Here is a 22,389-nt window from a genome sequence, read left to right as displayed (position 1 = left end):
CGAAAGTGCGGCAGTCTTAGGCACCCGAACGGGCCGATAAACAGGCCCGGTTTAAAATTTCAGTGAACAAGTGTACATTCAGTGCCTTGCCGCTGTGACTTTCACTACAACGCAATAGTCTATGTGTAGGCTGCCGCTATGAGGCATGAACGCTTCATTCGGTTCGGGAAGATTTGCCCTACCCTGCCGCATGGGATTATTGAGGAGCTCGCATGACCAAACAAAACGCCTTTACTCGGGAAGACCTGCTGCGCTGCAGTCGCGGTGAGCTGTTCGGCCCAGGTAACGCGCAACTGCCCGCCCCGAACATGCTGATGGTGGATCGCATCACCCATATCAGCGAAGAGGGTGGCAAGTACGGCAAAGGTGAATTGGTCGCCGAGCTGGATATCACCCCTGACCTGTGGTTCTTCGCGTGCCACTTCGAAGGCGACCCTGTGATGCCAGGCTGCCTGGGCCTTGATGCCATGTGGCAGCTGGTCGGTTTCTACCTGGGCTGGCAAGGCCTGCCGGGCCGCGGTCGCGCCCTGGGTTCGGGCGAAGTGAAGTTCTTTGGCCAGGTACTGCCGAGCGCCAAGAAAGTCACCTACAACATTCAAATCAAGCGCGTCCTCAAGGGCAAGCTGAACCTGGCCATCGCCGACGGTTCGGTGACTGTCGACGGTCGCGAGATCTATACTGCCGAAGGCCTTCGGGTCGGCGTATTCACTTCCACTGACAACTTTTAAGGGTTATCCGCATGCGCCGCGTCGTTATCACTGGTCTGGGCATCGTTTCTTGCCTGGGCAATGACAAAGAGACCGTCACCGCTAACCTGCGTGCAAGTCGCCCTGGCATCCGCTTCAACCCGGAATATGCCGAAATGGGTCTGCGTAGCCAGGTTTCCGGCTCCATTGACCTGCCCCTCGAAGAACTGATCGATCGCAAGATCTATCGCTTCGTCGGCCACGCTGCCGCCTACGCCTACCTGGCCATGAAAGACGCGATCGCGGACTCCGGCTTGAGCGAAGACCAGGTTTCGAACGTACGCACCGGCCTGATCGCCGGCTCCGGCGGCGCATCGACCCTCAACCAGATGGAAGCGCTGGACATCCTGCGCGAAAAAGGCGTGAAGCGCGTCGGCCCGTACCGTGTCACGCGGACCATGGGCAGCACCGTTTCCGCCTGCCTGGCCACGCCCTTCCAGATCAAGGGCGTGAACTACTCGATCTCCTCCGCGTGCGCCACCAGCGCCCACTGCATCGGGACTGCCGTTGAGCAGATCCAACTGGGCAAGCAGGACATCGTATTCGCCGGCGGCGGTGAAGAAGAGCATTGGAGCCAGTCGTTCCTGTTCGACGCCATGGGTGCATTGTCCACCCAGTACAACGAAACCCCAGAAAAAGCTTCCCGCGCTTACGACGCCAAGCGTGACGGTTTCGTCATCGCCGGCGGTGGCGGCATGGTGGTGGTCGAGGAGCTGGAACACGCCCTGGCCCGTGGCGCCAAGATCTACGCGGAAATCGTTGGCTACGGCGCGACGTCCGACGGCTACGACATGGTTGCGCCAAGCGGTGAAGGCGCCATCCGCTGCATGCAGATGGCAATGTCCACCGTCGACACCCCAATCGACTACCTCAACACCCACGGCACCTCGACCCCGGTCGGCGATGCCAAGGAAATGGAAGGCGTGCGTGCGGTATTCGGCGACAAGGCTCCGAAGATCAGCTCCACCAAGAGCCTGTCGGGTCACTCCCTGGGCGCCGCTGGCGTTCACGAAGCGATCTACTGCCTGCTGATGATGGAAGGCAACTTCATGGCCGGCTCGGCCAACATCGACGAAATTGATCCGGTTGTGGCCGATATGCCGATCCTGACCAAGACCGTTGAAAACGCCAAGATCGACACCGTGATGAGCAACAGCTTTGGCTTCGGTGGCACCAATGCCACCCTGGTACTGAAGCGCTGGCAGGGCAAGTAAGCCCCGCAGGTTGATCACATGAAAAAGCCCCGACTGGTTCGGGGCTTTTTTTGTGCTTTGATTTGAAACCGCGTCGCCTTCATCGCAGGCAAGCCAGCTCCCACCTTTGAATTGTGAATACAGTCAAATGTGGGAGCTGGCTTGCCTGCGAATGGGCCAACCCGGTTCCCCGCCCTACACCGAAAACCGCGCCACCATCGAATTCAGATCCACCGCCAACCGCGACAACTCCTGGCTCGCTGCGCTGGTCTGATTAGCGCCGGTAGAGGTCTGATGTGCCAGGTCGCGGATATTCATCAGGTTACGATCCACCTCCCGCGCCACCGCCGCCTGCTCCTCCGAGGCACTGGCAATCACCAGGTTGCGTTCGTTGATCAAGGTGAATGCCGAGGCAATCTCTTCCAGGGCCATGCCCGCCGATTTGGCGATGTCCAACGTGGACCGCGCCCGCGTGTTGCTCTGTTGCATCGAACTGACGGCCAGGTCAGTGCCCTGCTGAATGCCGCTGATCATCTGTTCGATTTCCTGGGTCGACTGTTGCGTGCGATGGGCCAAGGCCCGCACCTCATCGGCCACCACCGCAAACCCGCGCCCGGCATCTCCCGCTCGCGCCGCTTCAATCGCCGCGTTCAGCGCCAGCAAGTTGGTTTGTTCGGCAATCGAGCGAATCACATCCAGCACTGTGCTGATGCCATAGACCTTTTGCGCCAGCGCTTCGACCTGGGTCACATTGGCGGTCACATCGGTCGCGAGGGCTTCAATCGACACCACCGTCTGCTGCACCTGTTCACGCCCTTGCTGGGCAATGCGGTCGGATTCGCGAGACGCCTGGGAAGTGGCCACGGCATTGCTCGCCACCTCCTCCACCGCCACCGTCATCTGATTGACCGCCGTGGCCGCCTGTTCGATTTCCTGGTTCTGCTGGTGCAAACCGCGGGTCGCATCCTCGGTAACGCAACTGAGTTCTTCGGAAGCCGACGCCAATTGGTTCGATGACTCTGATATGCGCCGGATAGTGTCGCGCAAGCTCTCCTGCATACTTTTGAGCGCCTGCTGCAAGCGCGCCGGCTCGTCGCTGCCACTGAGCCTGATCTCGCCCGTCAAGTCGCCACTGGCAACGCCTTGGGCTACTTTCAACGACTGCGCCAGTGGTAGCACGATGCTACGCGTCAGCCACACGGCCAGGCCGATCGTGATCAACGCCGTGACGCCAATCATGCCCATCACCCAGACCCGCGATTGGCTGAACACGTGCTGTGCCAGCCGGGCGGCCTCGTTGGCGCTGGACTTGTTCAGATTGACCAGCTCACGCAGGGTGACGGCCATTTGGTCGGCCATCTGATTCATTTCGCCATTGACCACCGCAATGGCCTCCTCCAGCCGATTGGCCTTGGATAGGCCCACCACCTGCTCCTGGCGTTGCAGGTACTGCTGCTCCTCGACCTTGAAGCGATCAAACAGCACGCGCTCTTCAGGCAAGACGATCAACGCCTCGTACACGCCTTCCGCGTGGTGCAAACCGGTTTTGATCTCGGCGATTTTCTGCTCGTTCTGCGCCACCGCCTGGGGGTCGCGGTTGACCAGCAAGCGCAACGTCAGCGCCCGAATACGCAACACATCCTGGTTCATCTCCCCTACCGCCATCACGCTGGGCAGCCAGTTGGTCTCCACCTGGTCCGACTGCTGGCGCATGTTGGCCATCTGCAACAGGGCAAAGCCGCCCAAGACGAACACCATCAACGCCAGCACACCAAAGCCCAGGCCGGCGCGAGGGGCGATATTCAAACTGCGGATATTCATGCCAGGGTTCCTTCCAAAAGTACTGCATCCACCTGCAGCGGGTCTCTTGGACGTTATCGGCACCTCAGGTCATTGGCATAAGACCAAAACGCGATATCAACGCGCGTCGCCATCGCGAGGCGGCTTGGGCAGGATGGCCAGGAAATTGTCGCGCGCGACCTTGTGGGCAACGTCTTCGGGCAACGCATCGAGGAAAGGATCGAAACGGCGCATCTCTTTGCCCAACTTATTGAAGCGCCCCACCACGTCGGAGCCGAGCATGAAACGATCCGGGAAGCGCTCCACCAGCTTTACCCACTCAGGCCGAGGTTTACCCGCCTCATCCAGCAGATACGGCGTGAGCATGCTCCAGGACAAGTCGATATACAGGTTGGGGTACGCCTCAAGCAGACGATTCAAGGTGGGCAGCAAAAAATCCATTTGCACCTGATGACGGTGGATTTCCTTGCTGGTACCGGCATGGGCCCAGATAAAACGCGTGTGCGGGTGGTTGCGTAACGGCTGCTCGACTTCCGCCAGGTACAGCGGGTTGCGCTCACGCTTGGAGGTGATGTTGGAGTGCAGCATCACCGGCAGGTCGTTTTCGGCCGCCAGGTGGTAGATGCGCGTCATGGCTTCGTTATTGGCACGCGGCGTGTCGCCGGAGGTCAGGGCGGTAAGGTCATCATGACGGGTGAACACTTCCCCAATGCCCTGCCACAGCCCTGGGTTGAGGTCGAGCATGCGCTGGATATGGGCCGCAGAGTTCTTGTCGTTGGGATTGAAACCGGCCAGGAACGGATGAAAGTGCTGGCGTTGCTCGGGGGTAAGTTTATTGACCGCCGCCGCGACGATCACATCCGTGGCGCTGTACCAATAGGCATCGGCGTCGTCACCGGCGTAGTAGCGCGGGCGCTTGGGTTCGTCTTCGTGCCATTTCTTGGCCACGGGGATCCCGGAAATCATGACGTGCTCTACGCGGTTGTCCGCCATGGCCTTGAGCAGCTTGTCCATGCCGGCGGTTTCCTGAAAAAAATCCACGTAATGCAGGTGCGCGTCGCTGTAGGCATAGTCACGGGCCTGCGCGGCAAGGCTGCTGGCGGCGAGCAACAAGGCAAGACTCAGGCGGGCTCCAGACACGGTAAAACCTCAATAAGGGTTGATACGGGTAGACCTTGCGCCAACCTTCAGGGTTCAGCACGGAAAAAACCGGAACACTGGAGTGCCAGCATGCTCTATAACTGCATGACCTTCATCCTGCCCCTTACGAGGTTTGCCATGCCTGTTACCGTTAATACGCTGAACGCTGAAAACTTCCGTCACAGCGTGAATATCAATAATCACGAGCTGTTTACCGACCTGCCCAAGAGCCTGGGCGGTGACGATTCGGCCCCCTCCCCCCACGATTATTTCGATGCTGCGCTGGCGTCGTGCAAAGCCTTGACCGTAAGGCTCTACGCGCAGAAAAAAGATATCCCGCTGACCGGCGTGACCGTGGAGGTCACCCATGACAGCACCGAGGAGCAGAAGGGTAAATACAAGCTCAACGTCAAGCTGACCCTCAAGGGCGTACTCACCGATGCCCAGCGCAATGAACTGCACCGCGTCGCCGATAAGTGCCCGGTACACAAGCTGATGACCACTGCCGAAGTCACCATCGAAACGAAACTGTCGGAAGGCGCCTTCAGCCAATAGCCCCAACTTCCCATCGAGCGGGTTATGCTTGGTTGCATCCAACCCGCTCAGACTGGGATGCCCATGACCACCCTCACCGTGATCCGCCCTCGCCCCGAAGATGTAGAAGGCCAGCCCATCCTGCGCCCCCTGCCCTCGCGTGAATGCCGCAGCGTCGGGCCCTTTGTGTTTTTCGACCATATGCTGGCGACCCGCTACGCGCCGGGTACCGGCATGAATATCCGCCAGCATCCGCACATCGGCCTGTCCACCCTCACCTACCTGTTTGAAGGCGCCTTGCAGCATAAGGACAGCCTCGGCTCGGACCAGGTGGTGCAAGCCGGCGATGTCAGCTGGATGACCGCCGGCAGTGCGATTGCCCACGTCGAGCGCACACCGGAAGCGGTCAAGGCCAGGGGTTTCAGCCTGCATGGCCTGCAGGTATGGCTGGCCTCGCCCAAGGACCACGAGACCGGGCCGGGACACTACAGCCATCACCCAGCGGCGAGCTTGCCGAAAAGCGATAACCTCGGCGTGCAGGTGCGTTTGATCGCCGGTGATGGTTTTTGCCTCAGGTCACCGGTGCCGGTACTGTCGCCGACGCTGTATGCCGAGGTACAGATGCAAACCGCCACCACCCTGTTGATTCCTGATGAACATGAGGAACGTGCGGTGTATGTGCTGGAGGGTGAGGTGCAGTTGGACGGTGAAGCCCTGGAGGTCAACAGCTTGGTGGTATTGCCGACTGGGCAGGAGATGACCCTGTATGCCGAGAGTGATTGCCACCTGATGGTATTTGGCGGGGCGCCGCTGGATGGGCCACGGCGGATCAACTGGAATTTTGTGGCGAGTGATCCGGCGGTGATCGAGCAGGCGAGACAGCGTTGGGCGGCCGGGGATTGGCCCACCGTGCCGGGGGAGTCAGAAAGAATCGAGTTGCCTGTGAAATAGCTATCGCAGGCAAGCCAGCTCCCACATTTGATGGGTATACACATTTTAGAATGTAGGAGCTGGCTTGCCTGCGATGGCGTCCGATCAGGCGCTGAGAAATCAGCCCTTGAACACTTCATCCAACAAGTTATGCATCGACTGGAAAGCCCGCGCAGCGGTCTTGGCGTCGTACATCATCTTGCCTGGCACATTGGCATGGGGGTCGGTGAACGAATGCACCGCACCGCCGTAGCTCAGCAACTGCCAATCCACACCCGCCGCGTTCATTTCATCTTCGAACGCCGGCAGTTGCTCTTTGGGCACCAACGGGTCCGAGGCGCCATGCAGCACCAGCACTGACCCCTTGATGTTCTTCGCATCCGCCGGGTTCGGTGTATCCAGGGTGCCATGGAACGACACGGCAGCCTTCAGCGGCGCGCCGGTACGGGCCAGCTCCAGGGAGCAGCAACCGCCAAAGCAGAAGCCGAAGGTGGCCAGTTTCGAGGTGTCCACTGCTGCCTCAGTCTGGCCTTGCAGTTGCTCTAACGCTGCTTGCATGCGCTTGTTCAGCAACGGGCGATCATTCTTCAACGGCATCATCGCCGCGCCCGCTTCATCGCCATTTGAAGGACGTACGTTTTGCCCGTAGAGGTCGGCAATCAACACCACGTAGCCTTTGCCGGCAACGGCCTTGGCGATCTCTTCGGCCCCCGCACTCACGCCCATCCAGTTCGGCGCCATCAGCAAGCCCGGAAGCGGGCCTTTGTGGCTGGCATCGAACGCCAGACGGCTTTCATAAGACTGGCCATCAATCTGATAGACCACGGAACGTACAGTGACTTGGCTCATCATTTTCCCCAATTCAGATGGATTGACGATGCTCCCTGTAGGAGCGAGCTTGCTCGCGAAGAACGTCAACGATAACGCGCAAATGCTGAATGAACGCGGTGATCTCACGTTTTTCGCGAGCAAGCTCGCTCCTACAGTAGAGCCAGAACGAAAAAACCCGCCGAAGCGGGTTTTTCTACAACGGTGTTAAACCGACAATTCAACCAACAGCTTGTTCAGTCGGCGCACATACGCGGCCGGGTCCTTCAAGCTGTCGCCGGCTGCCAGGGCGGCCTGGTCGAAGAGGATGTGCGACAGGTCACCAAACCGCTCTTCGCTCTGCTCGCCATCGAGTTTCTCGATCAGCGGGTGAGACGGGTTGAATTCGAAGATCGGCTTGGAATCCGGCACTTTCTGGCCGCTGGCTTCCAGGATCTGGCGCATCTGCATGCCCAGGTCCTGCTCGCCGATGGCCAGGATCGCAGGAGAGTCGGTCAGGCGGTGGGAAACCCGCACTTCACTCACCGCTTCGCCCAGGGAAGCCTTGATGCGCTCAACCAGGCCCTCTTTAGACTTGGCGACTTCTTCGGCTTCTTTCTTCTCTTCTTCGGAGTCCAGGTTACCCAGGTCTAGGTCACCACGGGCCACGTCGACGAAGGTTTTGCCGTCGAACTCGGTGAGGTAGCTCATCAGCCACTCATCGATACGGTCGGTCAGCAGCAGCACTTCGATGCCTTTCTTGCGGAACACTTCCAGGTGCGGGCTGTTCTTGACCTGAGCGTAGGTTTCGCCGGTCAGGTAGTAGATCTTGTCCTGACCTTCCTTGGCACGTGCCAGGTAATCAGCCAGGGACACAACCTGCTCGCCATCTTCGCCTTGAGTCGAGGCAAAACGCAGCAAACCGGCAATCTTTTCCTTGTTGGCAAAATCTTCTGCCGGGCCTTCTTTCATGACCTGGCCGAAGTTTTTCCAGAAGCTCTTGTATTGCTCAGGCTCGTTCTTCGCCAGCTTTTCCAGCATGTCGAGCACGCGCTTGGTCAGCGCCGACTTCATGGAGTCGATAATCGGGTCTTTCTGCAGTATTTCCCGCGACACGTTCAGCGACAGGTCGTTGGAGTCGACCACACCTTTGATAAAGCGCAGGTACAGCGGCAGGAAGGATTCCGCCTGGTCCATCACGAACACGCGCTGTACGTAGAGCTTCAGGCCTTTTGGCGCTTCACGCTGGTACAGGTCGAACGGAGCACGGGCCGGGACGTAGAGCAGCGAGCTGTATTCGAGCTTGCCTTCAACCTTGTTGTGGCTCCAGCTCAGCGGGTTCTCGTAATCGTGCCCGATGTGCTTGTAGAACTCCTGGTATTCCTCGTCCTTGATCTCGGTACGCGGACGGGTCCACAGGGCGCTGGCGCGGTTGACGGTTTCCCACTCCGCCGCCGGGGCTTCTTCGCCTTCGGCAACGGTCTGTTCCTTGGGCAACTCGATCGGCAACGCGATGTGGTCGGAGTACTTCTTGATGATGTTGCGCAGGCGCCAGCCATCGGCGAATTCGTCTTCACCGGCTTTCAGGTGCAGCACGATGCGCGTGCCGCGGTCAGCCTTGTCGATCGTGGCGATTTCGAATTCGCCTTCGCCCTTGGAGGCCCAGTGCACGCCTTCGCTGGCGTCGAGGCCGGCGCGGCGGCTGAAGACTTCAACCTTGTCGGCGACGATGAAGGCCGAATAGAAGCCCACGCCGAATTGGCCGATCAGGTGAGAGTCTTTTTTCTGGTCGCCCGACAGGTTCTTCATGAAATCTGCAGTGCCGGATTTGGCGATGGTCCCCAGGTGGGTGATCGCATCGTCACGGCTCATGCCGATACCGTTGTCTTCGAGGGTGACGGTTTTGGCGTCTTTGTCGTAGCTCACACGGATCTTCAGTTCCGCGCCGCCTTCCAGCAACTCAGGCTTGGACAGGGCTTCGAAACGTAATTTGTCGACAGCGTCAGAGGCGTTCGAGATCAATTCGCGAAGGAAAATTTCCTTGTTGGAATACAGCGAATGGATCATGAGGTGCAGCAGTTGCTTCACCTCGGTCTGGAAGCCCAGGGTTTCCTTTTGAGTTTCCACACTCATGGTCATCAAACTCCAATTGGATGGCAGTGGCCGCGCCCGAAAGGGTTGGCGGCGGGTTGTCATCAAAGTTGGGGGCTCAGGCCAGGATTTCAAGGGCGGGCCAATTCCTCAATCTTGAAATGTGCCCGGGCGGTGGCAATCGGTTCGGCCGCAGTGCTCTGCCAGGCGGTAATCGCAACGTTGGCCACGCGCCGGCCCTGGCGCCATACCTGGCACTTGGCATAGGTGTCACGAAACTGGCCGGCGCGCAGGTAATCCAGGGAGAAGTCGATGATTTTCGGCAGGCCCGGAGCGCCCGTAAACACCATCAGATGCAGGGCGGCTGCCAACTCCATGAAGCCGGCGATCACCCCGCCATGCAACGCTGGCAATATGGGGTTACCAATATTGTCCTTGTTGGCCGGCAGGCGAAACAGCAACTCATCCCCCAGACGGGTGCATTCGATGCCGATCAGCCTGGCATAGGGCACCAACTCGAGCAGCGCGTCATAGTTGCCACGATCGTGGGCTTGCTCCAGACGGGTCTTGAACCGATGCGTCATGCCTGCTCTCCCTTGATGACCGTGCCCAAGCCTTGGGTGCCTTTGAGGCGCTTGCCCATGCGCATGAACGTGCCCACCACATGGGCAATAGGTTGTTGCGGGTCATCCTGATAGGCGACGCCACGGGTGAAGATCACATCGGTGGTCACCCGGTAGCATTGCGCGAAGCCATACACCGGCTTATGGGGTTCGGCGGGATGCATGTAGTCGATGCGCAGGTCCAGGGTGGGGCACACTTCGAACTCGGGCAGTACGCACAAGGTCGCCATGCCACAGGCGGTGTCCATCAACGAGGTGAGCGCGCCGCCATGGATCACCCCGCTCAGGGGGTCACCGACGATATGCGGCCCATACGGCAGTACGAGGGTCATGCCCTCCTCGCTGGCTTGATGAACACTCACCCCCAGCACCTGGCAATGGCGCAGGGCCGAAACAAAGCGCGTGGCACGCTCTAACAACGGGTTTTCGGTCATTGTTTTTAGACTCTTATTAGTGTGAATTCGGCGGATGGGAATGGCTGGGTAAAGTTCCTGTACGAAACATGCTATATATCTGTGGGACATAAGGAACTAATGCTGGCCCCTTGGGTTCGAAAGGCCAGTAGATATCTTCAATAAGGAGAAACACCCCATGCGTAAGACATTAGCTATTTCCATGATGCTGGCCGCTGCTCTCGGTCTGGCTGCCTGCGACAAGAAATCCGAAGACAAAGCCCAAGACGCTGCTGCACATTCTGAGCAAGCTCAGCAAGATATGGCTAAAGCACAGGATAAAGTGAACGACGCTGCGAAAGAAAACGCCGAAGCTGCCAAAGCTCAAGCCGAATCGAACGAAGCTGCTGCAAAAGAAGCTGCACCTGCCGCACCAGCAGAACCTGCCAAGCAGTAATCGCTGGGTTTAAAGCTGTATTGCAGCAAAAAGAAAGCCCGCTGACTAAGCGGGCTTTTCTTTGTCTGCGATTTACTGCCAGCGCTACGATGCACCCTCTTTTGCAGCCTCGACTGCTGGCATATCGGTCGGGGTATACACCATCACCTGCAATACATCGGAATGGAACTCGCGGCGGTACAGCACCAGCACCACCCCGCTACTCATCAACATGAACAACCAGGGGCTGACAAACCAGGCCAGCATGGTCATGCCGAAGTAATAGGCGCGCAGGCCAAAGTTGAACTGGTTGGCCGCCATCGAAATCACTCGCGCCGCCCGCAAAGCAAACGCCTTGCGCTCCTGCTCCGACACGTGCCGTTCACCGATCATAGGCGCCGAGCCCACCAGTACCGCCGCGAAGTTGTACTGGCGCATGCACCAGCTGAAGGTAAAAAAGGCGTAGACGAACACCAATGCCAGGCACAGCAATTTGATCTCCGACATACCCTGGGATGCCTGCTGCACCATGGGAATGTCCGCCAGCAATGACACTGCGCGCTCCGAAGCCCCCAGCACCGTGAGAATACCGGCGAGGATGATCAAAGTGCTGGAGGCGAAGAAGGAGGCATTGCGCTCCAGGTTACCGATCACACTGGCGTCGGCGATACGGTTGTCGCGCAGCAGCATGCGGCGCATCCAGTCTTCACGGTACAGGTGCAACACGCTGGCCAGGCACGCCGTGTCCCGGGCTTTCCACGTTGCGTAACGGGTGTAGCCGCCCCAGCAGATGACAAACCAGAGCGCGGCAAGCAGGTGGATCCAATTGGCTTCAACGAACGACATGCGGGTCCTTGTACACAGGATGATAGGGCCGACACGGTCCAAATGTGGGAGCTGGCTTGCCTGCGATAGCGTCTTTGCAGTCACCACCGCGCGCAACCGATGTGCCGCCATCGCAGGCAAGCCAGCTCCCACACCGACCAGTGTTTTCAACTTGAGATTTTTGACGCCATCCCCAAAAAAAAGACACTGCCATCGACTCAAAAAAAATGCCCCGTATCGTTTGATACGGGGCATTTCAGCACAGCACGAACCGCGTGTTACGCGATAGCTTCGCTGCGCTTGCCCAGCATACGGTCAATCACCACGGCCACGACCAGCGTCATCACCGACGGCACCAGCCACGCCAAGCCTTGTTCGCTCAACGGCAGGTTTACCAGTTGCGTAGGCATCCAACCCGCCAGGCCCGCGCCCTTGAGTGCGTCGATGCAGCCAAAGATGAACGACACCAGCATCACCGGGCCGACAATACGGCCCTGTTCCTGCCAGAACCCTTTGCAGAAGCTCAGGGCCACCAACACGATGCACGGAGGGTAGATCGCGGTCAGCACCGGGATCGAGAAGGCGATCAGTTTAGTCAGGCCCAGGTTGGACACAAACAGCGAGAACAGCGCCAGGATCACCACCAGGGTCTTGTAGGACAGCGGCAGGATCTTGCTGAAGTACTCGGCGCAGGCACAGGTCAGGCCTACGGCAGTCACCAGGCACGCCAGGGAGATCAGCACGGCGAGGAAGCCACTGCCCAGGGAGCCAAACGTGTATTGCACGTAGGCGTGCAGCACCGCCGCGCCATTGCTGGCACCCGCGGCCACGGCATGGCTGCCCGAACCCAGGCGGAACAGGCTGACGTACACCAGCGCCAGGCCCACACCGGCAATCAGCCCCGCAATGATCGCGTAGCGGGTGATCAGCTTGGGCGACTCGACGCCACGGGAGCGGATCGCGTTGACGATCACAATGCCGAACACCAGCGCGCCCAGGGTATCCATGGTCAGGTAACCATTGATAAAGCCTTGGGAGAATGGCGCGGCAACGTATTCCGGCGTGGCAACCCCTACCTCACCCGCAGGCAAGGCAAACGCAGCGATGCCGAGAATGGCCAGGGCGATGATTTTCAGCGGCGCCAGGAAACGGCCCACGGTGTCCAGCAATCGACCTGGGTACAGGGAGACAAAGAACACCACCAAGAAATACACCGAACTGTAGAGGAACAGCGCCAACGGGCTTTCACCGGTCAAGGGCGCCAAGCCCACTTCAAACGACACGGTTGCGGTGCGCGGGGTCGCAAACAGCGGGCCCACGGCCAGGTAGGCCGCTGCCGCCAGCAGGCCACCGGCGATCTTGCCAATCGGGCTGCTCAGCGCATCCATGCCACCACCGACCTTGGCCAGGGCGATCACGGTGACCACCGGCAGACCGACTGCGGTGATCAGAAAGCCCAGCGCCGCCATCCACACATGCGGCCCGGACTGCAAACCAACGATAGGCGGGAAGATGATGTTGCCGGCGCCCACGAACAGGGCAAAGGTCATAAAGCCCAGCGCCAGGATATCCTGGCTTTTCAACACTTTCATTTGAGGAAATACCACACTACTGAATCGGAATTTAGAGAGGGCTTCCCTATGGATGAGGGAAATGCTGCCGGCCCTTGTGGGGACCGACCGGTCTAGCGCGCAGCTTCCTTTTGGGACGCGGACGCATAAAGAGGCGGCTAGAGTACAGAATTAGCCTGACAAACGCACTGTTGCGGGGCGGACTGTCCGATAAGCGACATTTCAATGTCGCGTTTTCATACTTAATTGGGCAATACACAACCCTGTGGGAGCTGGCTTGCCTGCGATAGCATCGACTCGGTTTGGCTGATGCACCGAGGTGTCTGCATCGCAGGCAAGCCAGCTCCCACATTGAACCGAGTACATCCCCAAATCTGCGTATACCCAGAATGCACAAAGGCCACCCGAAGGTGGCCTTTGTGGGGTGAAGCGTCAGCTAAGCGCGAGGCTTACTTGACAGCCCAACCAGTCAGCTCAGCCAGGGCCTTGCCGATGTCTGCCAGCGAACGCACGGTTTTAACGCCTGCGTCTTGCAGTGCAGCGAATTTCTCGTCTGCAGTGCCTTTGCCGCCAGAGATGATTGCGCCAGCATGGCCCATGCGCTTGCCCGCAGGGGCAGTCACACCAGCGATGTAGGAAACAACCGGCTTGGTCACGTGGGCCTTGATGTAGGCAGCCGCTTCTTCTTCAGCCGAACCGCCGATCTCACCGATCATTACGATCGCTTCGGTCTTCGGGTCTTCCTGGAACAGCTTCAGGATGTCGATGAAGTTGGAGCCTGGGATCGGGTCACCGCCGATGCCGACGCAAGTCGACTGACCGAAACCGGCGTCAGTGGTCTGCTTCACAGCTTCGTAGGTCAGGGTGCCGGAACGGGAAACGATACCGACTTTACCTGGCAAGTGAATGTGACCTGGCATGATGCCGATCTTGCATTCGCCTGGAGTGATCACGCCTGGGCAGTTAGGGCCGATCAGGACTACGCCCAGCTCGTCGCACTTAACTTTAGCGTCCAGCATGTCCAGGGTAGGAATGCCTTCGGTGATGCAGACGATCAGCTTGATGCCGCCGAATGCCGCTTCCAGGATCGAGTCCTTGCAGAAAGGAGCTGGAACGTAGATCACGCTGGCGGTGGCGCCAGTGGCTTCTACGGCTTCTTTCACGGTGTTGAACACGGGCAGGCCCAGGTGCTCGGTGCCGCCTTTGCCAGGAGTTACGCCGCCAACCATCTGGGTGCCGTACTCGATGGCTTGCTGGGTGTGGAAACTACCTTGCGAACCGGTAATACCCTGGCAGATAACTTTGGTGTCTTTATTGATCAGGACGCTCATTACTTGCCCTCCGCAGCTTTGACAACTTGTTGAGCAGCGTCGGTCAGGCTGGTAGCCGCGATGATGTTCAAACCGCTTTCTGCCAGTACTTTAGCGCCCAGTTCAGCGTTGTTACCTTCGAGGCGAACAACAACCGGGATTTTAACGCCGACTTCTTTCACTGCACCGATGATGCCTTCGGCAATCATGTCGCAACGAACGATGCCGCCGAAGATGTTGACCAGTACTGCAGCGACGTTGGAGTCGGACAGGATGATCTTGAACGCTTCGGTAACGCGTTCCTTGGTAGCGCCACCACCTACGTCGAGGAAGTTGGCTGGCTTGCCGCCATGCAGGTTGACGATGTCCATGGTACCCATGGCCAGGCCAGCACCGTTGACCATGCAGCCGATGTTACCTTCCAGGGCTACATAGTTCAGTTCGAACTTGGCAGCGTGCGCTTCGCGCGGATCGTCTTGCGACGGATCGTGGAAAGTCTTCAGCTTAGGCTGACGGTACATGGCGTTGGCGTCGATGTTGATCTTGGCGTCGAGGCAGTGCAGATCGCCGTCAGCCTTGATCACCAGCGGGTTCACTTCCAGCAGGGCCAGATCGTGATCCTGGAACAGTTTGGCCAGACCAACGAAGATTTTGGCGAACTGGGCAACTTGCTTGCCTTCCAGGCCCAGCTGGAAAGCCAGCTCGCGACCCTGGAATGGCTGTGCGCCAACCAGTGGATCGATAGTGGCCTTCAGAATTTTTTCTGGGGTTTCGTGAGCGATTTTCTCGATGTCCACGCCACCTTCGGTGGAAGCCATGAACACGATGCGACGGCTCGAACGGTCAACGACAGCGCCCAGGTACAGCTCTTTAGCGATATCAGTGCACGATTCAACCAGGATCTTGGTGACTGGTTGGCCATTGGCATCAGTCTGGTAAGTCACCAGACGCTTGCCCAGCCACTGCTGTGCGAAGGCCTTGGCGTCTTCTTTGCTGCGAACCAGCTTAACGCCGCCCGCTTTACCGCGACCACCGGCGTGGACCTGGGCTTTGACAACCCACTCGCTGCCGCCGATTTTGTCGCAAGCTTCTGCTGCTGCTTCCGGGGTGTCTACTGCGTAGCCCTTGGAAACTGGCAGGCCGTATTCAGCGAACAGCTGCTTACCCTGATACTCGTGAAGATTCATGCTTTTTACCGTCTTCGTTAGGTACTGCGCATTCGGCGCTGCGCTCATTATGAGTGCCGCGCCACCTGTGACTGCTGCTTGCGCAACTTGCGGGGCTTATGGCCCGTAAAGCTGCACAAGGCTGCGTCCAGCGGATATTCCGCGGTGAGTCTTGCGCGCAAGGCTCACGACGGGCAACTCCGCCGTGGTTTCTTATTATCTCGCTTAGCGCTTCTTGCGGTTGGCGATGTGGATGGCGCCGCCATTCACTGCCAACGCGGCTTCGTGCAACGCTTCGGACAGGGTCGGATGGGAGAAGACCATCATGCCCAGGTCCTCGGCACTGGTGCCGAATTCCATGCCGATTGCGCCTTGCTGAACCAGTTCTGCAGCGCTTGGGCCAATCACGTGGACGCCCAATACGCGGTCAGTCTTGGCATCAGCGATGACTTTGACAAAACCACCGGTGTCGTTAGCTGCCATGGCACGGCCAGAAGCGGCAAACGGGAAGGTGCCGACGTTAACTTCAACGCCTTCAGCTTTCAACTGCTGTTCGTTCTTGCCGACCCATGCAATTTCCGGGTGGGTGTAGATAACCGATGGGATCAGGTCGTAGTTCATCTGGGTCTTGTGACCCTTGATGCGCTCAACGACCATGATGCCCTCTTCGGAAGCCTTGTGGGCCAGCATCATGCCACGAACCACGTCGCCAATGGCATAGACGCCAGGCACGGTGGTAGCGCAATGATCGTCAACGTGGATGAAACCACGTTCGTCGATGTTCACGCCGCTGTCGGAAGCCAGCAGGTCGTTGGTCACTGGGCGGCGGCCCACGGCAACGATCAGCTTGTCGAAAGTGATGGTCTGCTCGCCGTCTTTATCGGTGTAGGTCACTACGACTTCTTCGCCGTTGACCTTCGAACCGGTCACACGGGCGCCGAGCTTGATGTCCAGACCTTGTTTGGTCAGGGTTTTCAGCGCTTCCTTGGACACCGCGGTGTCGGCAGCCAGCAGGAACGTGTCCAGGGCTTCCAGCACGGTGACTTCAGCGCCCAGGCGGGACCATACCGAACCCAGCTCCAGGCCGATCACGCCGGCGCCGATCACGCCCAGGCGCTTAGGCACAGCCTGGAATTCCAGGGCGCCGGTCGAATCAACGATCACGTTGTTATCAACAGGTGCAGGTGGAATGTCGATTGGACGCGAACCTGGGGCCAGGATCACGTTTTCGGCTTCGATGACTTCAACCGAACCGTCTGGCTTGGTGACTTCAACTTTCTTGCCGGCCAGCAGCTTGCCGTGGCCTTGAATGGAAGTCACGCCGTTGGCCTTGAACAAGGTGGCAACGCCGGAAGTCAGGCCTTTGACGATGTTGGCTTTACGGCCGACCATGGCTGGCACGTCCATGGTCACGCCAGCATGGTTGATGCCGTGGATCGCGAAGCCGTCTTGGGCTTCGTGGAATTTCCAGGAGCTGTCCAGCAGCGCCTTGGATGGAATGCAACCTACGTTCAGGCAAGTACCGCCCAACGCCAGTTTGCCTTCCTTGTCGGTGTATTTTTCGATGCAAGCAGTGGAAAGGCCCAGTTGCGCGGCCTTGATGGCGGCAACATAGCCGCCAGGGCCTGCACCAATCACTACAACGTCAAATTTCTGTGTCATGAAAATAGATCCTCTATTTGCGACAAGCTTCTAGTCACACGTTGCAAGCCAAGCTGCTTTTTCCTACAGCTTGCAGCTCGCAACGTGCAACTGCTTCTATCAGATGTCCAGGAGCAGGCGAGCCGGGTCTTCCAGCAGGTTCTTGATGGTCACCAGGAACGTCACGGCTTCTTTACCGTCGATCAGGCGGTGATCGTAAGACAGTGCCAGGTACATCATTGGGCGGATCACGACTTGGCCGTTGATGGCCATCGGACGCTGGATGATGTTGTGCATGCCCAGGATCGCGGCTTGCGGTGGGTTGACGATCGGCGTCGACATCATCGAACCGAAGGTACCACCGTTGGTGATGGTGAAGGTACCGCCGGTCATCTCGTCGATGGTCAGCTTGCCGTCACGGGCTTTCTTGCCGAAGCCAGCGATGCCGCCTTCGATTTCGGCCAGGCTCATCAGCTCGGCGTTACGCAGGACTGGAACCACCAGGCCGCGGTCGCTGGAGACGGCAACGCCGATATCCGAGTAGCCGTGGTAAACGATGTCGCCGCCGTCGATGGAAGCGTTGACTGCCGGGAAGCGCTTCAGCGCTTCGGTGGCCGCTTTCACGAAGAACGACATGAAGCCCAGGCGCACGCCGTTGTGGGACTTCTCGAACAGGTCCTTGTACTTCGAACGCAGGGCCATGACTTCGGTCATGTCGACTTCGTTGAAGGTGGTCAGCATCGCCATGTTCGACTGAGCTTCAACCAGGCGCTTGGCCACGGTGGCACGTACACGAGTCATCGGTACGCGCTTCTCGGTGCGGTCGCCAGCGGCAAACACAGGCGCAGCGGCAGCAGGCGCTGCAGCCTTGGCAGGTGCGGCAGCCGGAGCGTTCTTCTTGGCTTCAACGGCGGCAACCACGTCTTCCTTGGTCACACGGCCATCTTTGCCGGTGCCCTTGATGGAAGCCAGGTTGATGCCGTTTTCTTCAGCCAGTTGACGCGCAGCCGGTGCAGCGATTGGGTCTTCGCCACCCGCAGCCGGTGCAGCAGGGGCAGAAGCAGCCGGTGCAGCGGCGGCAGGAGCAGGAGCGGCAGCAGCGCTGCCCTCTTCGATCGAACCCAGTACCTGGTTCGACAGAACGGTAGCGCCCTCTTCAGCAACGATCGCGCCCAGCACGCCGTCAGCTTCGGCCAACACTTCCAGTACGACTTTGTCGGTCTCGATGTCGACGATCAGGTCGTCACGCTTGACGGCCTCGCCTGGTTTCTTGTGCCAGGTGGCAACGGTGCCATCGGCAACCGATTCCGGGAATGACGGGGCTTTGATTTCGATAGCCATTATCTGTAGGTCCTTAAAATTCGGTTTCAGTCAGCGCGAAGGCGTTAAACAGTGAAAGCATCTTGCAGCAGTTTTTCCTGCTGCTCGGCGTGCATCGACGCATAACCACAGGCAGGTGCAGCAGAAGCATCACGACCGGCGTACTCAAGGACCAGGGCCTTGTTGTGGTTGCCGATGCTGCGACGCAGATGATGCTGGCTGCTGTACCAGGCGCCCTGGTTCATCGGTTCTTCCTGACACCACACCACGTTCGTGAGGTTGGTGTAAGGCGCGATGATCTCCATGAGGTCATCTTCCGGGAACGGATAAAGCTGCTCGATACGCACGATGGCGATGTCTTCGCGGCCTTCGGCACGGCGTTTTTCCAGCAGATCGTAGTAGACCTTGCCGCTGCACAGGATCAGGCGAGTGACCTTGGCGGCGTCCAGCGTGTCGATCTCTGGAATCACGGTCTGGAACGAACCTTGGGCCAGATCTTCCAGGGTCGAAACGGCCAGTTTGTGGCGCAACAGCGACTTCGGCGTGAGCACCACCAGCGGCTTGCGCAGCGGACGGATCACCTGGCGGCGCAGCAAGTGGTAGATCTGGGCCGGGGTCGTCGGCACGCACACCTGAATGTTGTGCTCGGCGCACAGTTGCAGGTAACGCTCCAGACGGGCCGAGGAGTGCTCCGGGCCCTGACCTTCATAACCGTGTGGCAGCAGCATGGTCAGACCGCACAGACGGCCCCACTTGTGCTCGCCGCTGGTGATGAACTGGTCGATCACCACTTGGGCACCGTTGGCGAAGTCGCCGAACTGGGCTTCCCAGATCACCAGCGCATTCGGCGTGGTGGTCGAGTAACCGTATTCGAACGCCAGTACGGCTTCTTCGGACAGGAACGAATCGTACAAATCGAAACGCGGCTGGCCTTCGTACAGGTTCTGCAACGGGATGTAGGTGCCCGCGTCTTTCTGGTTGTGCAATACAGCATGACGGTGCGAGAACGTACCGCGGCCGATGTCCTGGCCGGTCATGCGGATCGGGTGACCTTCGAACGCCAGGGTCGCGTACGCCATGGTTTCGGCGTAACCCCAGTTGATCGGCAGGCCGCCGGCTTGCATCTTCTGACGGTCTTCGTAGATCTTTGCAACCTGGCGCTGTACGACGAAGCCTTCGGGAATTTCCAGCAGCTTGGCGGACAGTTCCTGCAACGTCTTCAAATCGAACGAGGTATCGTGACGTGCAGTCCAGGTGTGACCCAGGTAGGGGCGCCAGTCAACGAACAGCTCTTTGTTCGGTTCCTTGACCAGGCTTTTCACTACATGCAGGCCGTTGTCCAGCGCGTTGCGGTATTCGTCGACTTTCGCCTGAACACGCGCTTCGTCAACCACGCCGGCCTTGGTCAGGCTTTCGGCGTACAGCTCACGGGTGGTGCGCTGCTTGGTGATCTGCTGGTACATCAACGGCTGGGTGCCGCTTGGCTCGTCCGCTTCGTTGTGACCGCGACGGCGGTAGCAAACCAGGTCGATGACCACGTCGCGCTTGAACTGCATGCGGTAGTCGACAGCCAGTTGGGTCACGAACAGCACGGCTTCCGGATCATCGCCATTCACATGGAGGATCGGCGCCTGGATCATCTTGGCAACGTCGGTGGCGTACTCGGTGGAGCGCGCATCCAACGGGTTGCTGATGGTGAAACCCACCTGGTTGTTGATGACGATGTGAACGGTACCGCCGGTCTTGAAGCCGCGGGTCTGCGACATCTGGAACGTTTCCAGGACCACGCCTTGACCGGCGAATGCCGCGTCACCGTGGATGGAAATCGGCAGCACTTTCTCACCGGTGGCGTCGTTACGACGATCCTGGCGAGCACGTACCGAACCCTCGACCACTGGCGAAACGATTTCCAGGTGGGAGGGGTTGAAGGCCATGGCCAGGTGAACTTCACCGCCGGTGGTCATCACGTTGGACGAGAAGCCCTGGTGGTATTTAACGTCACCGGAACCCAGCTCGACCTTCTTCTTGCCTTCGAACTCGTCGAACAGCTCACGCGGGTTCTTGCCGAAGGTGTTGACCAACACGTTCAGGCGACCACGGTGAGCCATGCCGATCACGATTTCCTTGGTGCCATAGGAACCGGAACGCTGGATCAGCTCGTCGAGCATCGGAATCAGGCTTTCGCCGCCTTCCAGGCCGAAACGCTTGGTGCCTGGGTATTTGGTGCCCAGGTATTTCTCGAGGCCTTCGGCCGCGGTCACGCGCTCCAGCAGGTGGCCGCGCACATCGGCGGACAATACCGGACGGCCACGCACGCCTTCCAGGCGGTGCTGGAACCAGTGGCGCTGCTCGGAATCGGTGATGTGCGTGAATTCAGCGCCGATGGTGCGGCAATATGTCTGCTGCAACGCTTCGTGAATTTCGCGTAGGCTCGCTTCCTCTTTGCCGATGAACAGGTCGCCGGCACGGAAGGTCGTATCAAGATCGGCATTGGTCAAGCCGTAATGATTGATCGACAGGTCTGCAGGTGCAGGACGCTGCCACAGCCCCAGCGGGTCAAGCTGGGCTGCCTGGTGGCCACGCATACGGTAGGCCTGGATCAGTCGCAGTACTTCAACTTGCTTCTTCTCATGCTCACTGCTCACGCTGCCGGCGGAAACCGGTTGGGCGCGGCGCTGGTTCTTTGCCAGCAGCACGAACTGATCGCGAATTGTTGCGTGCGATACATCGGTGGCAGCGTTGCCGTCTGAAGACAACGTCTGAAATTTGGTGCGCCATTCTTCTGGCACAGCGTTAGGGTCGTGCAGGTAGAGCTCATAAAGCTCTTCCACATAGGCAGCGTTACCACCTGAAAGATAGCCGCTGTTCCACATGCGCTGCATCACGCTTTCTTGCATGCTTGGTCACCCTCGATTTGGGGACACCACCGGCGAAAACACCGAGTTTGCTTGCAAAAGGCCAAGTGCAGCGACCAAAACAAGCCACTTAGGATCACGCTGATAGTTCGGGTACCAACCCGAATGCCCCTGCTTGTCTCATTTCTTCAAAATAAGAGCCGCGGCTTTGTAAGTCGCTGCTCAAGTTAAAACTACGGCGCCGGTTGAAGCCTGCGCCGCAGCATTTACGGGCACAACGGTCCTGCTTTACTACAACGTCAGTTACACGCCGCTTTGCAGCAGCATGTTACGGATGTGACCAATGGCCTTAGTCGGGTTCAGGCCTTTAGGACATACGTTGACGCAGTTCATGATCCCGCGGCAGCGGAATACGCTGAACGGGTCATCCAGCGAAGCCAGACGCTCGGACGTCTTGGTATCACGGCTGTCTGCCAGGAAGCGGTAGGCTTGCAGCAGGGCAGCTGGACCCAGGAACTTGTCCGGGTTCCACCAGAAGGACGGGCAGGATGTCGAGCAGCAAGCGCACAGGATGCACTCGTACAGGCCATCGAGCTTTTCACGTTCTTCCGGGGACTGCAGACGCTCGATGGCCGGAGCCGGCGTGTCGTTCTGCAGGAACGGCTTAACTTTCTCGTATTGCTTGTAGAAGATGCTCATATCGACGACCAGGTCACGGATAACCGGCAAACCTGGCAGTGGACGAACGATCAGCTTGTTGCCTTTGACCACGGCGGACAGCGGCGTGATGCACGCCAGGCCGTTTTTGCCGTTGATGTTCATGCCGTCGGAACCGCACACACCTTCACGGCAAGAGCGACGATAGGAGAAACCCTCGTCCTGCTCTTTGATCAGTGCCAGTACATCCAGCACCATCAGGTCTTTACCACCGGTATCGACCTGGAACTCCTGCATGAACGGCGCAGCGTCCTGATCAGGGTTGTAGCGATAAACACTGACTTTCAACATG

General features: G+C 58.8%; 19 protein-coding genes. 5 read left to right on the top strand and 14 right to left on the bottom strand.

Translation table 11 applies throughout. From position 1 onward, the window contains the following. The first annotated feature begins 212 nt into the window (after window positions 1-212). Both fabA and fabB read left to right on the top strand, forming a co-directional pair. Complete coding sequence (gene fabA / locus E1K68_RS09630; protein ID WP_003190035.1) at window positions 213-728, top strand: 3-hydroxyacyl-[acyl-carrier-protein] dehydratase FabA; 516 nt, start codon at window positions 213-215, stop codon at window positions 726-728. A gap of 11 nt (window positions 729-739) precedes the next feature. Further along, on the top strand, window positions 740-1,960 hold the full coding sequence (gene fabB / locus E1K68_RS09625) for a beta-ketoacyl-ACP synthase I (protein ID WP_003190033.1): 1,221 nt from the start codon (window positions 740-742) through the stop codon (window positions 1,958-1,960). Window positions 1,961-2,134: 174 nt separating this feature from the next. Here the strand turns inward: fabB and E1K68_RS09620 are convergent, their stop codons facing one another. Together E1K68_RS09620 and E1K68_RS09615 are read right to left on the bottom strand one after the other, a co-directional pair. Continuing rightward, window positions 2,135-3,760 carry a methyl-accepting chemotaxis protein gene (locus E1K68_RS09620; protein WP_212614004.1) on the bottom strand — a complete coding sequence of 542 codons (1,626 nt, stop codon included), beginning with the start codon at window positions 3,758-3,760 and terminating at the stop codon, window positions 2,135-2,137. 96 nt (window positions 3,761-3,856) lie between these two features. Next, the gene (locus E1K68_RS09615) at window positions 3,857-4,879 is read right to left on the bottom strand and encodes an amidohydrolase family protein (RefSeq protein ID WP_169912228.1); all 1,023 of its coding nucleotides are present in this window, start codon (window positions 4,877-4,879) and stop codon (window positions 3,857-3,859) included. 138 nt (window positions 4,880-5,017) lie between these two features. Between E1K68_RS09615 and E1K68_RS09610 the strand changes: the two genes are divergently transcribed. Both E1K68_RS09610 and E1K68_RS09605 read left to right on the top strand, forming a co-directional pair. Beyond that, entirely contained in the window at window positions 5,018-5,434 is a 417-nt protein-coding gene (locus E1K68_RS09610; RefSeq protein WP_212614003.1) for an OsmC family protein, read from the top strand. A 63-nt stretch (window positions 5,435-5,497) separates the two neighbouring features. After that, the gene (locus E1K68_RS09605) at window positions 5,498-6,364 is read left to right on the top strand and encodes a pirin family protein (RefSeq protein ID WP_057711595.1); all 867 of its coding nucleotides are present in this window, start codon (window positions 5,498-5,500) and stop codon (window positions 6,362-6,364) included. A gap of 99 nt (window positions 6,365-6,463) precedes the next feature. Here the strand turns inward: E1K68_RS09605 and E1K68_RS09600 are convergent, their stop codons facing one another. The 4 genes from E1K68_RS09600 to E1K68_RS09585 form a co-directional block, all read right to left on the bottom strand. Further along, window positions 6,464-7,192, bottom strand: a complete 729-nt coding sequence (locus E1K68_RS09600) for a dienelactone hydrolase family protein (protein WP_169855555.1) — start codon at window positions 7,190-7,192, stop codon at window positions 6,464-6,466. A 186-nt stretch (window positions 7,193-7,378) separates the two neighbouring features. Then, window positions 7,379-9,283 (bottom strand): molecular chaperone HtpG, encoded by a 1,905-nt coding sequence (gene htpG, locus E1K68_RS09595; protein ID WP_003190023.1) that lies wholly within the window; start codon window positions 9,281-9,283, stop codon window positions 7,379-7,381. A gap of 89 nt (window positions 9,284-9,372) precedes the next feature. Continuing rightward, window positions 9,373-9,825 carry a PaaI family thioesterase gene (locus tag E1K68_RS09590; RefSeq protein WP_003190021.1) on the bottom strand — a complete coding sequence of 151 codons (453 nt, stop codon included), beginning with the start codon at window positions 9,823-9,825 and terminating at the stop codon, window positions 9,373-9,375. Then, the gene (locus E1K68_RS09585) at window positions 9,822-10,298 is read right to left on the bottom strand and encodes a PaaI family thioesterase (protein ID WP_003190020.1); all 477 of its coding nucleotides are present in this window, start codon (window positions 10,296-10,298) and stop codon (window positions 9,822-9,824) included. Before E1K68_RS09585 ends, E1K68_RS09590 begins: the two co-directional genes overlap by 4 nt. A 157-nt stretch (window positions 10,299-10,455) precedes the next feature. Between E1K68_RS09585 and E1K68_RS09580 the strand changes: the two genes are divergently transcribed. Next, the gene (locus tag E1K68_RS09580; protein WP_003190018.1) at window positions 10,456-10,713 is read left to right on the top strand and encodes a hypothetical protein; all 258 of its coding nucleotides are present in this window, start codon (window positions 10,456-10,458) and stop codon (window positions 10,711-10,713) included. A gap of 84 nt (window positions 10,714-10,797) precedes the next feature. Here the strand turns inward: E1K68_RS09580 and E1K68_RS09575 are convergent, their stop codons facing one another. The 8 genes from E1K68_RS09575 to E1K68_RS09540 form a co-directional block, all read right to left on the bottom strand. Beyond that, window positions 10,798-11,538, bottom strand: a complete 741-nt coding sequence (locus E1K68_RS09575) for a DUF599 family protein (RefSeq protein ID WP_034135182.1) — start codon at window positions 11,536-11,538, stop codon at window positions 10,798-10,800. Window positions 11,539-11,795: 257 nt separating this feature from the next. Next, window positions 11,796-13,109: a branched-chain amino acid transport system II carrier protein gene (gene brnQ, locus E1K68_RS09570; RefSeq protein WP_003190014.1), complete on the bottom strand. Its 1,314-nt coding sequence runs from the start codon at window positions 13,107-13,109 to the stop codon at window positions 11,796-11,798. A gap of 428 nt (window positions 13,110-13,537) precedes the next feature. After that, on the bottom strand, window positions 13,538-14,419 hold the full coding sequence (sucD, locus tag E1K68_RS09565) for a succinate--CoA ligase subunit alpha (protein ID WP_003190013.1): 882 nt from the start codon (window positions 14,417-14,419) through the stop codon (window positions 13,538-13,540). Further along, on the bottom strand, window positions 14,419-15,585 hold the full coding sequence (gene sucC / locus E1K68_RS09560) for an ADP-forming succinate--CoA ligase subunit beta (RefSeq protein ID WP_003190011.1): 1,167 nt from the start codon (window positions 15,583-15,585) through the stop codon (window positions 14,419-14,421). Before sucC ends, sucD begins: the two co-directional genes overlap by 1 nt. Window positions 15,586-15,789: 204 nt before the next feature. Next, window positions 15,790-17,226 carry a dihydrolipoyl dehydrogenase gene (lpdA, locus tag E1K68_RS09555; RefSeq protein ID WP_003190010.1) on the bottom strand — a complete coding sequence of 479 codons (1,437 nt, stop codon included), beginning with the start codon at window positions 17,224-17,226 and terminating at the stop codon, window positions 15,790-15,792. Window positions 17,227-17,325: 99 nt separating this feature from the next. Further along, window positions 17,326-18,546: a 2-oxoglutarate dehydrogenase complex dihydrolipoyllysine-residue succinyltransferase gene (gene odhB, locus E1K68_RS09550; RefSeq protein ID WP_003190009.1), complete on the bottom strand. Its 1,221-nt coding sequence runs from the start codon at window positions 18,544-18,546 to the stop codon at window positions 17,326-17,328. 44 nt (window positions 18,547-18,590) lie between these two features. Further along, entirely contained in the window at window positions 18,591-21,422 is a 2,832-nt protein-coding gene (locus E1K68_RS09545) for a 2-oxoglutarate dehydrogenase E1 component (protein WP_003190008.1), read from the bottom strand. A gap of 261 nt (window positions 21,423-21,683) precedes the next feature. Further along, window positions 21,684-22,388, bottom strand: coding sequence for a succinate dehydrogenase iron-sulfur subunit (locus tag E1K68_RS09540; RefSeq protein WP_003172807.1), 705 nt, complete (start codon window positions 22,386-22,388; stop codon window positions 21,684-21,686). Between the last annotated feature and the right edge of the window lies 1 nt (window position 22,389).

Source organism: Pseudomonas sp. B2021 (assembly GCF_018135665.1).
GTDB classification, from domain to species: domain Bacteria; phylum Pseudomonadota; class Gammaproteobacteria; order Pseudomonadales; family Pseudomonadaceae; genus Aquipseudomonas; species Aquipseudomonas lactis.
Note: the sequence above shows the minus strand (reverse complement) of the source record. Positions and strands in the feature narration are given on the sequence as shown.

What these genes read in the sequence shown, in the direction of transcription:
- fabA (WP_003190035.1), top strand. Translation starts at nt 213, where the DNA reads ATGACCAAACAAAACGCCTTTACTCGGGAAGACCTGCTGCGCTGCAGT.
- fabB (WP_003190033.1), top strand. Translation starts at nt 740, where the DNA reads ATGCGCCGCGTCGTTATCACTGGTCTGGGCATCGTTTCTTGCCTGGGC.
- E1K68_RS09620 (WP_212614004.1), bottom strand. Translation starts at nt 3,760, where the DNA reads ATGAATATCCGCAGTTTGAATATCGCCCCTCGCGCCGGCCTGGGCTTT.
- E1K68_RS09610 (WP_212614003.1), top strand. Translation starts at nt 5,018, where the DNA reads ATGCCTGTTACCGTTAATACGCTGAACGCTGAAAACTTCCGTCACAGC.
- E1K68_RS09605 (WP_057711595.1), top strand. Translation starts at nt 5,498, where the DNA reads ATGACCACCCTCACCGTGATCCGCCCTCGCCCCGAAGATGTAGAAGGC.
- E1K68_RS09600 (WP_169855555.1), bottom strand. Translation starts at nt 7,192, where the DNA reads ATGAGCCAAGTCACTGTACGTTCCGTGGTCTATCAGATTGATGGCCAG.
- htpG (WP_003190023.1), bottom strand. Translation starts at nt 9,283, where the DNA reads ATGAGTGTGGAAACTCAAAAGGAAACCCTGGGCTTCCAGACCGAGGTG.
- E1K68_RS09590 (WP_003190021.1), bottom strand. Translation starts at nt 9,825, where the DNA reads ATGACGCATCGGTTCAAGACCCGTCTGGAGCAAGCCCACGATCGTGGC.
- E1K68_RS09585 (WP_003190020.1), bottom strand. Translation starts at nt 10,298, where the DNA reads ATGACCGAAAACCCGTTGTTAGAGCGTGCCACGCGCTTTGTTTCGGCC.
- E1K68_RS09580 (WP_003190018.1), top strand. Translation starts at nt 10,456, where the DNA reads ATGCGTAAGACATTAGCTATTTCCATGATGCTGGCCGCTGCTCTCGGT.
- E1K68_RS09575 (WP_034135182.1), bottom strand. Translation starts at nt 11,538, where the DNA reads ATGTCGTTCGTTGAAGCCAATTGGATCCACCTGCTTGCCGCGCTCTGG.
- brnQ (WP_003190014.1), bottom strand. Translation starts at nt 13,109, where the DNA reads ATGAAAGTGTTGAAAAGCCAGGATATCCTGGCGCTGGGCTTTATGACC.
- sucD (WP_003190013.1), bottom strand. Translation starts at nt 14,419, where the DNA reads ATGAGCGTCCTGATCAATAAAGACACCAAAGTTATCTGCCAGGGTATT.
- sucC (WP_003190011.1), bottom strand. Translation starts at nt 15,585, where the DNA reads ATGAATCTTCACGAGTATCAGGGTAAGCAGCTGTTCGCTGAATACGGC.
- lpdA (WP_003190010.1), bottom strand. Translation starts at nt 17,226, where the DNA reads ATGACACAGAAATTTGACGTTGTAGTGATTGGTGCAGGCCCTGGCGGC.
- odhB (WP_003190009.1), bottom strand. Translation starts at nt 18,546, where the DNA reads ATGGCTATCGAAATCAAAGCCCCGTCATTCCCGGAATCGGTTGCCGAT.
- E1K68_RS09545 (WP_003190008.1), bottom strand. Translation starts at nt 21,422, where the DNA reads ATGCAAGAAAGCGTGATGCAGCGCATGTGGAACAGCGGCTATCTTTCA.
- E1K68_RS09540 (WP_003172807.1), bottom strand. Translation starts at nt 22,388, where the DNA reads ATGTTGAAAGTCAGTGTTTATCGCTACAACCCTGATCAGGACGCTGCG.